Annotated in this window: 13 protein-coding genes, 2 rRNA genes and 1 pseudogene (1 of these 16 only partly in view); 10 read left to right on the top strand and 6 right to left on the bottom strand. The window is 66.2% G+C overall.

The window, feature by feature from the left end; genetic code table 11:
• The 3 genes and pseudogenes from SI859A1_RS01870 to SI859A1_RS20665 all read left to right on the top strand — a co-directional run.
• Positions 1-969: ribosomal RNA gene (locus tag SI859A1_RS01870) — 23S ribosomal RNA — on the top strand (it extends 1,853 nt beyond the left edge of the window).
• 88 nt (positions 970-1,057) lie between these two features.
• Positions 1,058-1,172, top strand: a 5S ribosomal RNA gene (rrf, locus tag SI859A1_RS01875).
• Positions 1,173-1,575: 403 nt separating this feature from the next.
• Positions 1,576-2,533, top strand: a pseudogene (locus SI859A1_RS20665) (IS630 family transposase).
• 133 nt (positions 2,534-2,666) lie between these two features.
• Here SI859A1_RS20665 and SI859A1_RS01890 read toward each other — a convergent pair.
• From SI859A1_RS01890 to SI859A1_RS01900, 3 genes are all read right to left on the bottom strand, one after another.
• On the bottom strand, positions 2,667-3,596 hold the full coding sequence (locus tag SI859A1_RS01890) for a GumC domain-containing protein (protein ID WP_009208180.1): 930 nt from the start codon (positions 3,594-3,596) through the stop codon (positions 2,667-2,669).
• 94 nt (positions 3,597-3,690) lie between these two features.
• On the bottom strand, positions 3,691-4,944 hold the full coding sequence (locus SI859A1_RS01895) for an MFS transporter (protein WP_009208181.1): 1,254 nt from the start codon (positions 4,942-4,944) through the stop codon (positions 3,691-3,693).
• A gap of 262 nt (positions 4,945-5,206) precedes the next feature.
• Positions 5,207-5,881, bottom strand: coding sequence for a GntR family transcriptional regulator (locus tag SI859A1_RS01900; protein ID WP_009208182.1), 675 nt, complete (start codon positions 5,879-5,881; stop codon positions 5,207-5,209).
• A 120-nt stretch (positions 5,882-6,001) separates the two neighbouring features.
• Between SI859A1_RS01900 and SI859A1_RS01905 the strand changes: the two genes are divergently transcribed.
• From SI859A1_RS01905 to SI859A1_RS22245, 5 genes are all read left to right on the top strand, one after another.
• Positions 6,002-7,084: a 4-hydroxythreonine-4-phosphate dehydrogenase PdxA gene (locus SI859A1_RS01905; protein WP_009208183.1), complete on the top strand. Its 1,083-nt coding sequence runs from the start codon at positions 6,002-6,004 to the stop codon at positions 7,082-7,084.
• 100 nt (positions 7,085-7,184) lie between these two features.
• The gene (locus SI859A1_RS01910) at positions 7,185-8,165 is read left to right on the top strand and encodes a TRAP transporter substrate-binding protein (RefSeq protein WP_009208184.1); all 981 of its coding nucleotides are present in this window, start codon (positions 7,185-7,187) and stop codon (positions 8,163-8,165) included.
• Between the two features lie 98 nt (positions 8,166-8,263).
• A complete protein-coding gene (locus SI859A1_RS01915) occupies positions 8,264-8,821 on the top strand; it encodes a TRAP transporter small permease (protein ID WP_009208185.1) in 558 nt (185 codons plus the stop codon).
• Positions 8,818-10,101, top strand: a complete 1,284-nt coding sequence (locus SI859A1_RS01920) for a TRAP transporter large permease (RefSeq protein WP_009208186.1) — start codon at positions 8,818-8,820, stop codon at positions 10,099-10,101. The genes SI859A1_RS01915 and SI859A1_RS01920 overlap by 4 nt, the downstream gene beginning before the upstream one ends.
• Positions 10,102-10,289: 188 nt before the next feature.
• Complete coding sequence (locus tag SI859A1_RS22245) at positions 10,290-10,424, top strand: hypothetical protein (protein WP_276324885.1); 135 nt, start codon at positions 10,290-10,292, stop codon at positions 10,422-10,424.
• A gap of 22 nt (positions 10,425-10,446) precedes the next feature.
• Here the strand turns inward: SI859A1_RS22245 and SI859A1_RS01925 are convergent, their stop codons facing one another.
• From SI859A1_RS01925 to SI859A1_RS01935, 3 genes are read right to left on the bottom strand one after another with little or no spacing between them, the layout of a single operon-like run.
• Positions 10,447-11,691: an alpha-hydroxy acid oxidase gene (locus SI859A1_RS01925; protein WP_009208187.1), complete on the bottom strand. Its 1,245-nt coding sequence runs from the start codon at positions 11,689-11,691 to the stop codon at positions 10,447-10,449.
• A gap of 33 nt (positions 11,692-11,724) precedes the next feature.
• The gene (locus SI859A1_RS01930; RefSeq protein WP_009208188.1) at positions 11,725-12,771 is read right to left on the bottom strand and encodes an Ldh family oxidoreductase; all 1,047 of its coding nucleotides are present in this window, start codon (positions 12,769-12,771) and stop codon (positions 11,725-11,727) included.
• Entirely contained in the window at positions 12,768-14,501 is a 1,734-nt protein-coding gene (locus SI859A1_RS01935; protein ID WP_009208189.1) for an IlvD/Edd family dehydratase, read from the bottom strand. Before SI859A1_RS01935 ends, SI859A1_RS01930 begins: the two co-directional genes overlap by 4 nt.
• 157 nt (positions 14,502-14,658) lie before the next feature.
• Here SI859A1_RS01935 and SI859A1_RS01940 point away from each other — a divergent pair, with 157 nt between their 5' ends.
• Positions 14,659-15,636, top strand: a complete 978-nt coding sequence (locus SI859A1_RS01940) for a tripartite tricarboxylate transporter substrate binding protein (RefSeq protein WP_040325021.1) — start codon at positions 14,659-14,661, stop codon at positions 15,634-15,636.
• Positions 15,637-15,694: 58 nt separating this feature from the next.
• Positions 15,695-16,141: a tripartite tricarboxylate transporter TctB family protein gene (locus tag SI859A1_RS20120; RefSeq protein WP_050767404.1), complete on the top strand. Its 447-nt coding sequence runs from the start codon at positions 15,695-15,697 to the stop codon at positions 16,139-16,141.
• Positions 16,142-16,145 lie beyond the last annotated feature (4 nt).

The raw sequence follows: 16,145 nt of genomic DNA on the forward strand, positions 1-16,145 counted from the left end.
CGGTCCTAAGGTAGCGAAATTCCTTGTCGGGTAAGTTCCGACCTGCACGAATGGCGTAACGACTTCCCCGCTGTCTCCAACATAGACTCAGTGAAATTGAATTCCCCGTGAAGATGCGGGGTTCCTGCGGTCAGACGGAAAGACCCCGTGCACCTTTACTATAGCTTTACACTGGCATTCGTGTCGGCATGTGTAGGATAGGTGGTAGGCTTTGAAGCGTGGGCGCCAGCTCGCGTGGAGCCATCCTTGAAATACCACCCTTATCGTCATGGATGTCTAACCGCGGTCCGTTATCCGGATCCGGGACAGTGTATGGTGGGTAGTTTGACTGGGGCGGTCGCCTCCTAAAGAGTAACGGAGGCGCGCGATGGTGGGCTCAGACCGGTCGGAAATCGGTCGTCGAGTGCAATGGCATAAGCCCGCCTGACTGCGAGACAGACAAGTCGAGCAGAGACGAAAGTCGGTCATAGTGATCCGGTGGTCCCGCGTGGAAGGGCCATCGCTCAACGGATAAAAGGTACGCCGGGGATAACAGGCTGATGACCCCCAAGAGTCCATATCGACGGGGTTGTTTGGCACCTCGATGTCGGCTCATCGCATCCTGGGGCTGGAGCAGGTCCCAAGGGTTTGGCTGTTCGCCAATTAAAGCGGTACGTGAGCTGGGTTCAGAACGTCGTGAGACAGTTCGGTCCCTATCTGCCGTGGGTGCAGGAGAATTGACAGGATCTGACCCTAGTACGAGAGGACCGGGTTGGACGTACCTCTGGTGGACCTGTTGTGGCGCCAGCCGCAGTGCAGGGTAGCTATGTACGGTCGGGATAACCGCTGAAGGCATCTAAGCGGGAAACCCACCTGAAAACGAGTTCTCCCTATCAGAGCCGTGGTAGACCACCACGTTGATAGGCCGGGTGTGGACGTGCGGCAACGCATGAAGCTTACCGGTACTAATCGCTCGATCGGCTTGATCATTCTCATTCGTCAATGCCCACCCCCAAAAGGGTGCGCAACACAAACACAATGCCCTCTCAAGACCAGCTTCCAACTTGCCATTTGCCGACCTGGTGGTTCTAGCGGGGCGGCCGCACCCGATCCCATTCCGAACTCGGCCGTGAAACGCCCCAGCGCCCATGATACTTCGTCTCAAGACGCGGGAAAGTCGGTCGCCGCCAGGTCTGCAAATCGCAAGTTGCTACAAGAGACCCTTCTTCACACCGCACCACACAAAGCCCCTCGCGCCCCCCAGCCGAGGGGCTTTTTGCGTTCGGGGGTATGTTTCAGGCGTCTGGTCTCACGCGGGACCGCCGATGAGCGTCCGGTGGCTTGAGATGAGGTGACGTCGATGCCTCCTCGTACCCCGTGCCGTCGTGCAATTGGCGACGACGTTGCCGGCCCGGCGCGAGTGAACGGTCGAAGCTATAGGCGCTCGCTCTCGGTTGCCGGCTCTTCTTTGTGACTGCGATCTCTCGGGCGAGCGCTGCGCCTGTAGCGCGGCTAGAGCGTCGGACTGAATCCCAGAATCCCCGGTTCGCTTCCCTTTAAGCCTTCACCGTGATTCCCTCGTGTTGGAGGTGGATCATGAGCAAAAGCTATTCGATTGATCTGCGTGAACGGGTCGCCGGCTTCATCGACAAAGGGCAGTCTCGTCGGGCGGCGGCTCGCCATTTTGGCGTTAGCGAGAGCTTTGCGATCAAGCTGGACCAGCGGCGAGTCCGGTCAGGATCGATCGCACCGCAGAAGCAAGGCCGCCCTCGCGGTAGCGGAAAGCTGGAGGTGTTTGAGGCCTTTCTGATCGGCGTCGTCGAAGCCAAGCCCGACATCACCATGCCGGAACTGGCCGCGCTGCTGACGGAGGCGCACAGCGTGACCGCCGCCCCGGCGGTGCTGTCGCGCTTTCTGTGCCGGCGCGGCTTCACATATAAAAAAATGCCTGATGGCGTCGGAATGCGCACGCGCCAACGTGCGTGAGGAGCGCCGGGTCTGGAAGACCAAGCGCCAGCCCCGGATGCGATTGGCGCCGCAGCGTCTGGTGTTCATCGACGAGACGTCGGTGACGACCAAGATGGCCCGGCTGCGCGGCCGTAGCCGGCGCGGCCGGAGACTGCGCGCCGACGCACCCTTCGGCCACTGGGGCACCCAGACCTTCATTGCCGGCCTGCGCTGCCACGAACTAACCGCACCCTGGGTCATCGACCGGCCGCTCAACCGATCCGCCTTCGACACCTACATCGAGACCCAGCTCGCGCCGACGCTGCGCAAAGGCGACATCGTCATTCTCGACAATCTTGCTGTCCACAAAAGTCAGCGGGCGGCCGAGTGCCTTCGACGAAGAGGCGCCTGGTTCCTATTCCTGCCACCCTATTCGCCGGATCTGAACCCGATCGAGATGGCGTTCTCAAAGCTGAAGGCACATCTGCGCAAGGCTGCCGCCAGGACATTCGACGATCTCTGGAAGGCCATCGGCGATATCTGCGGCCTCTTTGAACCAGAAGAGTGCTGGAACTACCTCAAGGCCGCGGGATATGCGTCTGATTAAGCGTCCGACGCTCTAACACCGCCGCGGGTTCGAAGATGCAGTCGCACGATCATGAGGGCGAGCCGCGGAGGAGGTTCCGCATGTGTGCGCTACGGATGTTTTCTACACCCTCAGCACGGCTCCGGTTCCCCGTTCAATGCCTGACTGCCCGGCCATAATAGCCGCGCATGAGGAGGGGCGTCAGGAACATCGGGATCTGGTAGCAGCCGACGAAGACCATCATGGCCTCCAAAGACGCAGGGGGCAGGGCAATCAGGAACAGTGCCAGATTGCGGTTGCCGGCCATCAGCGCGACGGCGCCGCCGACCGCCGGATCACTGCCGGCACGGCGCATGGCGGTGTTGGCCGCGATCTGCAGCCCGAAATTCAGTGCGAAGGCGGCCGCGAGCATCTCGGTGACTTGCAGCGGATCGCGCAGCAGCATCGGCTGGATCGCATCCATCAGCCCAAGCACGAGAGCGGCGAGCAGAAGTGCGCTGACGGCATCCAGCATCACGATGGCGTCCGATTGTGGTCCGGGGCGCCAGATCTGCCGCACGACGACCGCAAGGCCACCGGCCAGCGCGATGACGCCGAGAAGGCGCAAAGCCGGCTCCAGCGGCGAGATCGCCGCGCCGGGAAAGACGATCTGCAGGGGCAGCATCGAGGTGAGCGGCAGGAGGAGCGTGCCCCAGACCAGCAGTCGCAGCGCGGTCATGCCATCGAGCCCGGTGAGGGCGGCGAGGCCCGCGCCCCCGGTGATCGGCGCTGCGGCCAGGGTGAGGATGACGACGCTGGCAAGCGGGCCGCTGACACCGCCGAGGTGGAGGATCGCAGCGACGGCGAGGGGCAGCGCGAGCTGCAGGAACAGGACCAGCGGCACGTCGCGCCGCATATGGGTGAAGGACCGCGCGATCTGGGCGGGATCCACCCGCAGGACCGAGACGAAGAGGATCGCGGCGATCAGCGGAAACAGGCCGGCCCGCATGAGCGACGCGAGCCCGGGAAGCAGCACGCCACCAACAAGGCCGGCCACCAGCATCCAGCGGCCATTGCGGGCGATGATCGTCAGAAGCCGTGTCATGGCTCGTCAGACGCCTTTCTGCTCAGGCTGTCGGTGTGGCGACATGCGCCCGGCAGCTCTCTGCCGGCTACGATCGCCGGTCTGAGCCGACGGTTCACGCCGGTCTGGGATCTGCGGCGCCGGTCTTGCGGCGATCGCGCCGCCAGGTGGCGGCGGCGAGACAGCCGCCGATGATGGCCAGGCCGGTGAGAACGCCGTAGCTGCCGATATAGCTGCCGACATGATTGTGCACCGAGGAGAACAGGGTCGGTCCTACCAGCACGCCGGCGAAGGTGACGAACATGGCGGTGCCGGTGACCGAGCCGACGGCGCGCAGGGGGCTGAGGCGCGCGACTTCGGAGAGATAGACGCCGTTCCAGCCGACGCCGGTGAGGCCGAGCAGCATGAAGGCTGCGATCACGGCGGCGAGCGGCCATTGCGGCGAGACGAAGAGGATCGTGGTCGAGACCACGGCCATCAGTACGGCGAGGCCGGTGAGGACGGCGAGACCGCTGTGGATGCGATCGGCGACATGGCCCCACAGCAGGCGGCCGACGGCGCCCATGACCTGGACGGCGGCCAGAACCATGCCGGCCTCGATGAGGCCCATGTGCAATTCCTCCACCAGCAGCACGACGAGGAAGGCGACGAGGCAGAGCTGGATGGCGGAAAAGCAGAAGGAGGCCGCGGCCAGAATGAGCAACGAGCGGTCGGAGCGGATGGTCGTCAGGCCGAGGCCGGCCGAGCGCAGCAGCCGGGTTGCCGGGTTTGCATGGGCATCGAGACGGGCGCGGCCGCGCTCTAGGGCCAGCATCAGCACGATGCAGGTCGCGGCCACGGCCCACAGCACGGCGCCCCATCCGAACGCCACCGCCATCGGCGCGCCGATGAGCCCGGCCATGATGCCGCCGATCGGGACGCCGGTCTGCTTGATGGAGAAGAAGAGATTGCGCCGATGCGCCGGCGAATGGCGCTGCAGGAGATCGGAGGCGGACGGGTTGATCAGTCCGTAGGAAAGGCCGATGGCCAGCGATCCGGCGATCATGCCGGCAAGATGGGGTATGCTGGCGAGAAGGCAGCCCGCCGCCGTCAGCGCCATCGCGGTCTGGCCGGTGCGGCAGGGGCCCCAGCGGGACACGACCGCGCCGCCGACCAGCGAGGACAGCATCGCTGCCAGATAGACCAGCCCGACCTGATAGCCGACGAAGCTCGACGGCACGCCGAGGGTGAGTGCGACGGCGGGGGCAAGGGCCGGCACGGTCAGCACTGCGGCGGTGCCGAGCGCCTGGATGATGGTGGTCTCGGCCAGCAGCCATGGCAAGCTCACGGCCTCGCCGGGCCGGTCGGAAACGGACGCGTCTGTCGTCATGGGGTGGATGCTGCCTCTGTCGAACCCGGACGCCGTCGGCGATCCGGTTGCGGGAGCCCGGCAAGACGGGCGCCAAGATCATGCGACCTTACTAGTCTGGGAGGGTCCGCGACAATGGCCGGCGGGTCTGCCGTGTCGGACGCGGCCGCTTACGCGCCGCTTGGTGCCGGATGAGCCGCGGGGTCGGGACGGTTCGTCGCGGAGCGGCGCGGCCCGATTGTTCGCAGGCATCCAGCCCCGACAGCTCGATGTCGTCTCGACGTTAGACGACGGTCTTCACGCGGTCCCAGGTCTTCTGCAGATGTCGGGCGAGAACCTCGCCGAGCCGCTCGCCGTCGCGGTTCCGCAGGGCCACGGCCATCTCCTCATGCTCGGCGACCGCCTTGGCCCAGGCCTCCGGTCCCTGGTTGCCGAGAAATCGGATGCGTTTCAGCCGGGCCTGGATGGTGCCTTGCACGTCGATGAGCATGTTGTTGCGCGACAGCCGGGCGATGCCGGAGTGGATCGCCTGGTTCATCTTGTAATAGGGCAGGCGCTCGCGCTTCTCGTAATAGCCGATCATGGCGTCGTGCACGGCCAGCAATTCGGCAAGCTCGTCGTCGGTGGCGCGTTCGCAGCACAGGCGGCCCGCCAGCTTCTCGAGCTCGGCCAGCACTTCCAGCATCGAGGCGACGTCCTCGGGCGACAGGCGCCGCACAACGCTGCCGCGGGACGGGCGAATGTCGATCAGTCCTTCGCCGGCGAGGGTGCGCAGCGCCTCGCGCAGGGGCGTGCGTGAGACACCGAGGCTCTGGACGAGGGCCGCCTCGTTGATTCGCGAATCCGGCGGGAGATGCCCCTCGATGATCATGTCGCGGATCCGCCCGGCGACCTGCTCATGCAGGGTCTGCCGCTGGATCAGGGGCGCGTCCAGCGTCGCCGTCTCTGCCGCATCCATCTGGTTCGCCTTCCTGCATCGCTCGGGTCGTCGGGGAGATTATAGCAAAAAGGGGGCTTGTGGGGGCAAAGAAAAATATCGTATGCAAAATGCGATATGCGGAACCGGTGAGGAAACAGCATGCCCCAGTCCCAAGTCCTGGCCTTTGCCATTGGTGATCCGGCCGGAATCAGCCCGGAGCTGGCCGCGCGGCTTCTCGCCGATCCCGTGGCGCAGACGGCGACCCTTCTGGTGATCGGCGACCGCCGGGTGCTCGACATGGGCGCCGCCCATGCCGGCGTCACGCTGGATCTGCCGACGGTCACGGCCGAGGAACTCGGCACCGGGCGGCCGCAGCACAGCTGCTTCGTCGATCTCAAGAACTGCGATCCGGCGGCGATCACGCTGGGCGTCTCGAGCCCGGAGGGTGGCGCATCGGCGCTGGCGAATTTCCGCTGCGCGCTTCTGGCGGCCAAGAACGGCTATGCCGACGCGGTGTTCTTCACGCCCTTCAACAAGCACTCGATGCGCCTGTCGGAGAGCGATTATGTCGACGAGATCGGCTTCGTGAACCGGACCATCGAGGTCACCAAGAACGGCAGCGAGTTCAACGTCCTCGACGAGGTCTGGAACGCCCGCTGCACCTCGCATATCCCGCTGTCGAAGGTCGCCGAGACGATCACCGAGGATCGCGTCTTCGAGAGCCTGCGGCTGACCATCGAGACGATGCAGGGCGCCGGTTACGAGCGGCCGCGCATCGGCGTCGCCGCGCTCAACCCGCATGCCGGCGACGGCGGCAATTTCGGCACCGAGGACGACGCGATCATCCTGCCCGCCGTGCAGCGCGCCCAGGCCCACCAGATGGCCGTCACCGGCCCTGTGCCGTCCGACACGGTCTTCGTGCGCGCCATGAAGGGCGAGTTCGACGCCGTCCTGACCATGTTCCACGACCAGGGCCAGATCGCCATGAAGCTGATCGGCTTCGATCGCGGCGTCACGCTGATCGCCGGCTATCCGTTCCCGATCGTCACGCCGGCCCATGGGACGGCCTTCGACATCGCCGGACAGGGCATCGCCAATCCGGGTGCCGGGCAGAAGGCGATCGAACTCGGCCTGATGCTGGCGGCCCGAAAGGCTGCCGAGGGGGACATCCTGCCGCCGCCGGAAACGCCGCTGTCGGCACTGTTCGCCAAGGGGCTGCAGGGACCCCGGGCCGCCGCCTGAGGGGCCAGTTCCCCTCCAATACATCCAAGACGACCGCCAAGGTCGCGTCGCGCAGACACCAGCCACCATCCAATCCAAACGATCTGACGGGAGGACCCACATGATCCACTTCACGCTGAAATCGGCCGTTGCCGCCGCCGCACTTCTGGCTGCCAGCGGCTTCGCCCAGGCGCAGGAAGAAATCATCTTCGGCTTGAGCGCCGCCAACGGTTCGCTGCAGGAGCGCACCGCCAGCGAGTTCGCGCGCCGCGCCAACGAGAAGCTCGGCGACACGGCCGTGGTGAAGGTGTTCGACTCCTCGCAGCTCGGCAAGGACAAGGACATGCTCCAGAAGATCAAGCTGGGCACCATGCACATGACCCTGCCATCCTCGACCATGCCGGAGATCGCCGCCGAATACGCGCTGTTCGACCTGCCCTTCATGGTGAAGGACCGCGATCATCTGGCGCGCATCGACGAGACGCTGTTCCGCGACGTGCTGGTTCCGGCCGCCGAGGAGCAGGGCTATCGCCCGCTCGCCATCTGGGAGAACGGCTTCCGCCAGATCACCAACAACGAACGTCCGATCAACACCCCGGCCGATCTGCAAGGCCTGAAGATCCGCACGCCGAACTCGTCCTGGCGCGTCGAGATGTTCAAGACCTACGGCGCCAACCCGACGCCGATGTCGTTCTCGGAAGTCTTCGTCGCGCTGCAGACCGGCGTCATCGACGGCCAGGAGAACCCGCTGACCAACATCTCGGCAGGCAAGCTGAACGAGGTGCAGGAATATCTGTCGATGTCCGGCCACGTTTATTCGCCGGCCTATCCGACCGTCGGCGTCGCCGCCTTCGAGAAGCTCGACCCGGAAATCCAGGAGGTCCTGACGACCACCGCTGAGGAAGTGGCGCTGTGGGCCCGCGAGCAGGGCGCGGCCGATGACGACAAGCTGCTGAAGGAGCTCGAGGAGTCCGGCATGAAGGTCAACCAGGCCGACCGCCAGGCCTTCGTCGACGCCTCCAAGCCGCTTTATGAAAAGTTCGCCGCGGAAGTCGATGGCGGTCAGGAGATGATCGACAAGGCGATGTCGCTCGCCGACTGATCGATCGCATTCCATGACCGGCGGGGAGGGGCAACGCCTCTCCCTGCCGACCGGTCCGGGCCCTGCCCACAAGAACTCTTCATCGGGGGAACCCACCCATGTCCCGGCTCGCCCGCTGGCTTGACGTCTCACTTCAGGCCGTGACGATCTTCCTGCTCGTCGTCCTCGCTCTCGTGGTGCTGCTCGGCGTCGGCTACCGCTATTCCGGCAATTCGCTGATCTGGTACGACGAGGTCGCCTCGGTGCTCCTGGCCTGGATCACCTTTACCGGCGCCGCGCTCGCGACCATGCGCAACGCGCATCTGAGCTTCAGCGGCCTGCTGTATTCCCTGCCGCCGAAAGGCCGCCTGCTGCTGTTCTCCGGCGTGGAGATCATTTTCCTGGCGACCTTCGCCGTCATCGGCTGGGCCGGCTGGGCCATTCTCGACATCTTCGGCAACGAGACGCTGATCTCGGTGCGCTTCGTCTCCCGCAGCTTCGTGCAGAGCATCCTGCCGGTGAGTGCAGGCCTGGTGATCCTGGCGCGTCTCCTGACGCTGCCCGAACGCTACGAGGACGCCAAGATCGGGCTCGATCCCGAGGAGCGTGAGATCGCCGCCGAAATCGCTCGCGCCCAGGCCGAACTCGAAGCTTCGCGCGCTGGAGAATCCAAATGACCGAGGCGTTGATCCTTCTGTCCCTGTTCGTGATGATCGCCATCGGCCTGCCGATCGCCGTCGCGATCCTCGCCAGCGCGCTGGTGGGCGTCTACATCCTCAACGGCCATCTCGGCTTCCTGAACGCGGCGCTGTCGGTGTTCGACGGGGCCACGAGCTTCCCGCTGATCGCCATTCCGCTGTTCATCCTCGCCGGCGCGCTGATGAACACCGGCGGCATCTCCCGCCGGCTGATCAATTTCGTTTCGGCGCTGATCGGCTTCATGCGCGGCGGCCTCGCCATGGTGAATGTCGGCGTGTCGCTGTTCTTCGCCGAGATCTCCGGCTCGGCCGTGGCGGATGTCGCGGCGATCGGTTCGGTGCTGATTCCGGCGATGAAGAAGAAGGGCTATTCGCCCCGCATGGCCGCGGCAATCACCTCGTCATCGGCATCGCTGGCGATCATCATCCCGCCGTCGATCCCGATGATCCTCTACGGCGCCCTGTCCGACACCTCGATCGTGCAGCTCTTCGTGGCCGGCATCGTGCCGGGCCTGCTCGGCGGCTTCGGCATGATGGCGCTGTGCTACTATTTCGCGGTGCGCTACGACCTGCCGCGTGAGGAGGCCTTCAGCCTGACCCGGCTCTGGACGGCGGCCAAGGACGCCGGCTGGGCGCTGATCCTGCCGGTGATCATTCTCGGCGGCATCTTCGGTGGCTTCGTCACCGCCACCGAGGGTGCGGGTCTCGCGGTCATCGCGGCGCTGCTGATCGGCGGCTTCGTCTATCGCGAGATCGACATCCGCCTGTTCTACCATGCGCTGACCGACGGGGTGATCCAGACCGCCGTCGTGATGCTGCTGGTGGCCAGTTCGGCGGTGCTCGGCCTCTATCTGACCGAGACCGAGATGCCGCAGCGGCTGGCGGCGAGCATCACCACGCTGACGACGGACAAGTTCCTCGTCCTGATGATCATCAACGTCTTCCTGCTGTTCGTCGGCATGGTTCTGCACGGGGCGGCAGCGATCATCCTGACGGTGCCGATCTTCATGCCGCTGGTCCATCAGATCGGCATCGATCCGGTGCAGTTCGGCATCCTGCTGACGCTGAACATCGCGCTCGGCCAGCAGACTCCGCCGGTCGCCAGCGTGCTGGTCACGGCCTGTTCGATCGCCCGTACCGACATCTGGCGCACGACGCGGACGAACCTGCCCTTCATCGGGGTACTGCTGGTGGTCCTGCTTCTGGTGACCTACGTGCCGGCCGTGTCGCTGTCGCTGGTGGATTTCTTCTACAAGTAGCGCAGCGTCGCCTCACACCACATGCAACGAAAAGGGCCGGTCTGACCGGCCCTTTTCGTTGTCGCAATTCTTCGGGATACTGGCCTGTCTGCCGCTTCCGCATGGGAGCTATTCGCCAGAGGCCCTAACCGGGACGGCCGTGCCGGCGTAATTCAATGGGACGGCAATTCGCTCGGCGAGGAAGAGACATGACGATCGACGCACGCGCTCCCAGGAGCTACTCCCGCATGATCGACTATCTGCGCGGCGCCACCGGCAGCCTGCGCGAAGCGCGCCGGATGCGGGCCGAGTTCCGCAGCCGCTATCCGCATCTGATGGACTGAGACCGACGCGTCTGGCGCGGCCTCAGCGGCGCGCCAGTGCGTTTTCGGCGAGGATGTCCGGCGTGATCGCATCGAGCGATGGCGCCCCGATCATCGCCATGTCGCGGTCGATCTCGGCCGCGAGCAGCGAGACGGCATGCTTGACGCCGTCGTCGCCCGCCACGGCCGCGGCGAACAGGAACGGCCGCCCGACAAAGACGAATTCTGCGCCCAGCGCGATCGCCTTCAGGACGTCGGAGCCGCGCCGCACGCCGCCGTCGAGCATGACGGCCATGTCGCCGGCCTCAGCCTTCACTGCTGGCAGCGCCGCGATCGCCGACACCGCATAGTCGAGCTGCCGGCCGCCATGGTTGGAGACTATGATGCCGTCGGCGCCCAGTTCGCGGGCCCGGCGCGCATCCTGCGGCGACAGCACTCCCTTGATCACCAGTCTGCCCTTCCAGCGTTCGCGCGCGATTGCCGCGTGGCGCCAGGAGAAGGTGCCGCGCCCGCCGAAGGAGCGCACGACGTTCTTGGAGATGATCGCCGGGCCGCGCTCGACATCGGCATTTTCGAAATGCGGCATGCCGTGGTTCATCAGGGTGCGGGCCATGGTGCCCATCACCCAGCCCGGCCGCACCACACCCTGCAGGGCGAGATCGAGGCTGGGCTTCATCGGCGCGCCGAAGCGGTCGCGTTTGGAATCCTCGCGGTTGCCGGCCACCGGCACGTCGGCGGTGATAACCAGCGTGTCGTAATTGGCGGCAGTGAGGCGATCGACCATGCCGGTGACCCGCGCGTCGTCGCCGGGCAGATAGGCCTGGAACCAGCGCGCATGGCCTTCCTTCGCGACACGCTCGAGGCTGATCAGCGAGGTGGCGCTGAGCACCGCCGGAATGCCGCATTCATGGGCGCTGCGGGTGAGGACGATGTCGCCGTCATAGGCGGTGAGGGCGCTGAGCCCCATGGGCGAGATGCCGAAGGGGTGTTTCCAGGTCTTGCCGAACAGGGTGCGGCTCTGGTCGCGGACCGCAAGGCCGGCGAGAATGCGCGGGACGAGGCGGATGTCCTCGAAGTCGCTGCGGTTTGCCCGGAAGGCGGCGCCGGTCTCGACCGATCCCGAAATGTAGGAGAAAACGCCGCGCGGCAGCCGTTTTCGCGCCGCCGGCTCGAACTCGCCGATGTTGAAGATGTTGCGAAGTCTGCGCGGGAGCCGTTCCACGCGCCGCGCCTCGGCGACGCCGGTGGGGCCGCCCGCGGCCACCCGGCTGCCGGTCTGATCCGTCATCGTGTTCTCCCTGATGTCTCGTATCTCTCGGCCCTATCGGCTGGCGTCGAGCGGACGGTCCGGCAGTGCCTTGCGCAACCGCGCCAGAAGCTCGTCCGACAGCACGACCCCGTCCGCCATCTGCTGGCGGCGCAGGCGCAGCGCCCGTTCGCCCGGCAGGCGCACGGCGGACGCGCCATCGGGAACCTTTGCGCCCCGTGCCGCCCCGGCCATGAAGCCCGTCTGCCGCTCGAAGGCGGCGCGGCCACCATGGTGCTCAGGATCGACGACCATCACGAAGACCGAGGCGCCCCATTGGTCGGGCGCGTCGGCCCGGCCATGGCCGGCCAGCCCTGCCGTCAGCATCTCGACGATCAGGCCGAGGGCGAAGCCCTTGTGGCCGTATTCGGTGCCGCCGAGCGGCAGCAGCGCGCCGGCGGGCCTGGCTGTCAGAAGTGCCGGATCGTCGCTGGCTGTGCCGTCGGGGCCGATCATCCAGGCGCCGGGGAGCCTCCGGCCTTCTTCGACGCGTTCGCTGACGAGGCTGTTGGTTGTGATCGAGGCGGAAATGTCGACCAGCACCGGATCGCCGCCCGTCGGCCAGCCCGCCGCGATGGGGTTGGGCGAATAAATGCCCTCGACGGCGCCGAAGGGCGCCACCGAGGCGGTGGCCGGCGAGGACGAGGCGATGATCGCTGCCATCCCTTCGTCGGTCACCGCCTTCAGATAGGCGGCGAGGCAGGCGACGTGGTGGCTCTGGCCGATCGCCACGGTGGCGACGCCGGCGTCGCGGGCCCTGTCCGTACACAGGGCGAGCGCCCGGCGCACCAGCACCGGGCCCGGCAGATAATTGCCGCCCCAGGCTGCCGACGCGCCATGATCGCGAACGATCGTGGGCTCGCCCGCCTTGGTCATGTGCCCGGCCTCAAGCTCCCTGAGATAGCGCGGCAGGAGCGCGAGGCCGTGGGTCGAATGGCCGAGGAGATCGCCTTCGACGAGCGTCTCCGCGACGATCTCGGCGTGACCGGCATCCAGCCCGCTGGCGGCAAGGGCGTCATGGGCGTAGCCGATCAGCGCGCGATAATCGTAGCGCTGGCTCATCCCCGGGTTTCCGGCACGCTGCCGCTGGCGGGCGGGACGAGGAAGTCGAAGTCGCAGCCCTTGTCGGCCTGGGTCACCGTTTCCAGGAACAGCCGCTTGTAGCCGCGGTCGGACCCGGCATGGACCGGAGCGACGAAGCTCTTGCGCCGCTCGGCCAGCTCGGCCTCGCCGACATCCAGCGAGATCGCGCGGTTCGGTACGTCGAGGGTGATCCGGTCGCCGGTGCGCACCAGGCCCAGCGGACCGCCCTCGGCGCTTTCCGGCGTCACGTGCAGGACGATGGTGCCGGACGCCGTGCCGCTCATGCGGGCGTCGGAAATGCGGACCATGTCCTTCACGCCGGCAGCGGCGAGCTTCCGCGGGATCGGCATGTAACCGGCTTCCGGCATGCCCGGCGCGCCCTTCGGCCCGGCATTCTGGAGGACGAGGATGTCCTCGGCGGTCACGTGGAGATCGGGATCGTCGACCCGCTCGGCCATGTCGGCGATGGAGGAGAACACCACCGCCCGGCCAGTGTGGCTCATCAGTGCCGGGGAAGCGGCGGACTGCTTTACGATGGCGCCGCCCGGCGCCAGATTGCCGCGGACGACCGCCATGCCGCCCTCCGGATAGAGCGGTGCGGAGACCGGCGCGACGATCGCCTGCTGCCAGCCGGCGGGCGCGGCATCGATCTCTTCGCCGAGCGTGCGCCCGGTGACCGTCAGGCAGTCGAGATGCAGGAGGTCCTTCAGCTCGCGCAGGATGGTCGTCAGGCCGCCGGCGGCGTGCAGGTCCTGCATGTAATGCTGGCCGGACGGCTTCAGGTCGACCAGCACCGGCACCTTGCGACCGATCCGGTCGAAGGCGTCGAGATCGAGGGTCAGGCCGAGGCGGCCGGCCATGGCGGCCAGATGCACGATACCGTTGGTCGAGCCGCCGGTGGCGAGCAGCACCGTCAGGGCGTTCTCGAACGCCTTGGTGGTCATGATCTTGTCGGGCGTCAGGTTGCTGGCGGCCATCTGCACGGCCAGCGCGCCGGTGGTTTCGGCGATGCGGCGACGGTCGGCGGAGACCGCAGGCGGCGTCGCGCCGCCCGGTGCCATCATGCCGAGCGCCTCGACGACGAGGGCCATGGTCGAAGCGGTGCCCATCACGCCGCAGGTGCCGGCACCCGGCACGAGCTGCGAATTGACGTCGGAGATCTCCTCCGCGTCGACCTCGCCGGCGCGGTGGCGGGCCCAGAAGCGGCGGCAATCGGTGCAGGCGCCGACCTTCTCGCCGCGATGGCTGCCGGTCAGCATTGGCCCGGTGACGAGCTGGATGGCGGGGACCTTGGCGCTGGCCGCGCCCATCAGCTGGGCCGGCACGGTCTTGTCGCAGCCGCCGATCAGAACGACCGCGTCCATCGGCTGGGCGCGGATCATCTCCTCGGTGTCCATCGCCATCAGGTTGCGCAGATACATCGAGGTCGGATGGGAGAAGGACTCATGGATCGAGATGGTCGGGAAGGGGACCGGCAGGGCCCCGGCCAGCATGACGCCACGCTTCACCGCCTCGATCAGGTCCGGAACGTTGGCATGGCAGGCATTGTAGCCGCTGGACGTGTCGACGATGCCGATGATCGGCCGATCGAGCGCGTCGTCGGAATAGCCCATGCCTTTGATGAAGGCCTTGCGCAGGAACAGCGAGAAACCGGCATCGCCGTAGCTCGTCAGTCCCTTCTTCAGCCCCCGTCCGTTCTCTTCCGACATGCGATACGCTCCTTACCCTTTTACGCCTGCTGCTCGGGGTTGACCTGACAGACGATCGCCAAGATTGTCAACAATATGTTTGACACCTACGCAAGTGTCGATATGGTCCCTCAACGCGCTTGGAGGAGTGCGTCAATCCAATAGGGAGGATCCACCCATGAGAATGACCATTGTCGCGGCTCTCGCCGTTACAACCGCCATCGTCGCGCCCGCCTTTGCCCAGGACGCCAAATACTCCGCATCCGACGAGATCAACGTCATGCAGGGCTTCAAGGCCGGCGGTGGTTCCGACGCCCTGGCGCAGCTCGTCCAGCCGTTCCTGGCCGAAGAGCTCGGCGTCAATTTCGTCAACCAGTACATCCCCGGTGCGACCGGCGCGATCGCGTGGACACAGCTCGCCAAGCAGACCAAGCCGGACGGCGCCACGGTCAGCATCACCAACACCCCGATGCTGACGACGAACTACATCATGAACCCGTCGATCACCTACACCGTCGACGAGATCACGCCGCTGGGCAACGTCGTCACCGACCCGGGCATCGCGGTCGTCGCCAAGGACAGCCCGTTCCAGACCTTCGAGGATTTCGTCAAGGCGGCGAAGGACAATCCGAGCACCGTGACCGTCGGCAATTCCGGCGTCGGCGGCGACGACTTCTTCACCTCGCTGATGTTCGAGAAGGCGGCCGGCGTGCAGCTCCAGAAGGTGCCGTTCCAGGGTGACGGCCCGTCCTGGACCGCCGCGATGGGCGGCAAGATCGACGCCAGCTTCACCAATGTCGGCGTCGCCTATCCGCAGGTGAAGGAGGGCAATCTGCGCGCCCTCGCCGTGTTCACCGAAGAGCGCCTGCCGGAGCTGCCGGACGTGCCGACCGCCACGGAGCTCGGTTACGAGCTCGTCGCCGGTTCGTCGCGCGGCTACAGCGGCCCCGGCGGTTTCCCGGAAGAAGCCCGCACGCAGTTCGTGGAGGCGCTGCGCCGGGTGACCGAGAATCCGGAGTTCCTCGAGAAGGCCAAGGCATCGGCGATGAACATCGATTTCATCGGTGGTGACGACTACACCGCGTTCCTGAAGAAGCAGGAAGGCGAGTACCGGGAGATCTGGGCCGACATCAAGGACGAAGTCCAGGCCAAGTAACACAATCGGGGGCGGCGGCCCGCCGCCCCCGCCACAGACTCCGTCCGGAGACCATTTCATGGGTCGAATCCTGGTTGCGCTCGCGGCCATCGCGCTCGTCTTCTTCTTCTGGAGCGAGGCCGCCGCCTATCCCCGAACGGCCGCCCGCCTGCCGAACCTTCTGGGCTGGATCGTCCTGCTTTTGGCACTCGCGGCGATTGCGCAGACGCTTCTGGCATGGCGCCGGGAAAAGGCGGCCGGCACGCTGGTGCTCATTCCGCCCTTCGCATGGCGCGACATCGCCGTCGGGGCAGGCTTTGCGGGACTGATCGTGCTCTATGCCTGGAGCATCAACCATGTCGGCTACCTCGTCGCGACGCCGCTGTTCCTGCTGATACCACTGGCCGTGCTGCGGCCGATCGGATGGACTGCGACGCTGCTGACCACGCTCGTGGTGACCGGGTTCATCTGGGGCGTCTTCGTCTATTTCCTGAACCTGTCGATCCCCCTCTACCCGGCCGTCTGAGGAG

Origin of the sequence: Aurantimonas manganoxydans SI85-9A1, from assembly GCF_000153465.1 — a bacterium.
GTDB classification, from domain to species: Bacteria; Pseudomonadota; Alphaproteobacteria; order Rhizobiales; family Rhizobiaceae; genus Aurantimonas; species Aurantimonas manganoxydans.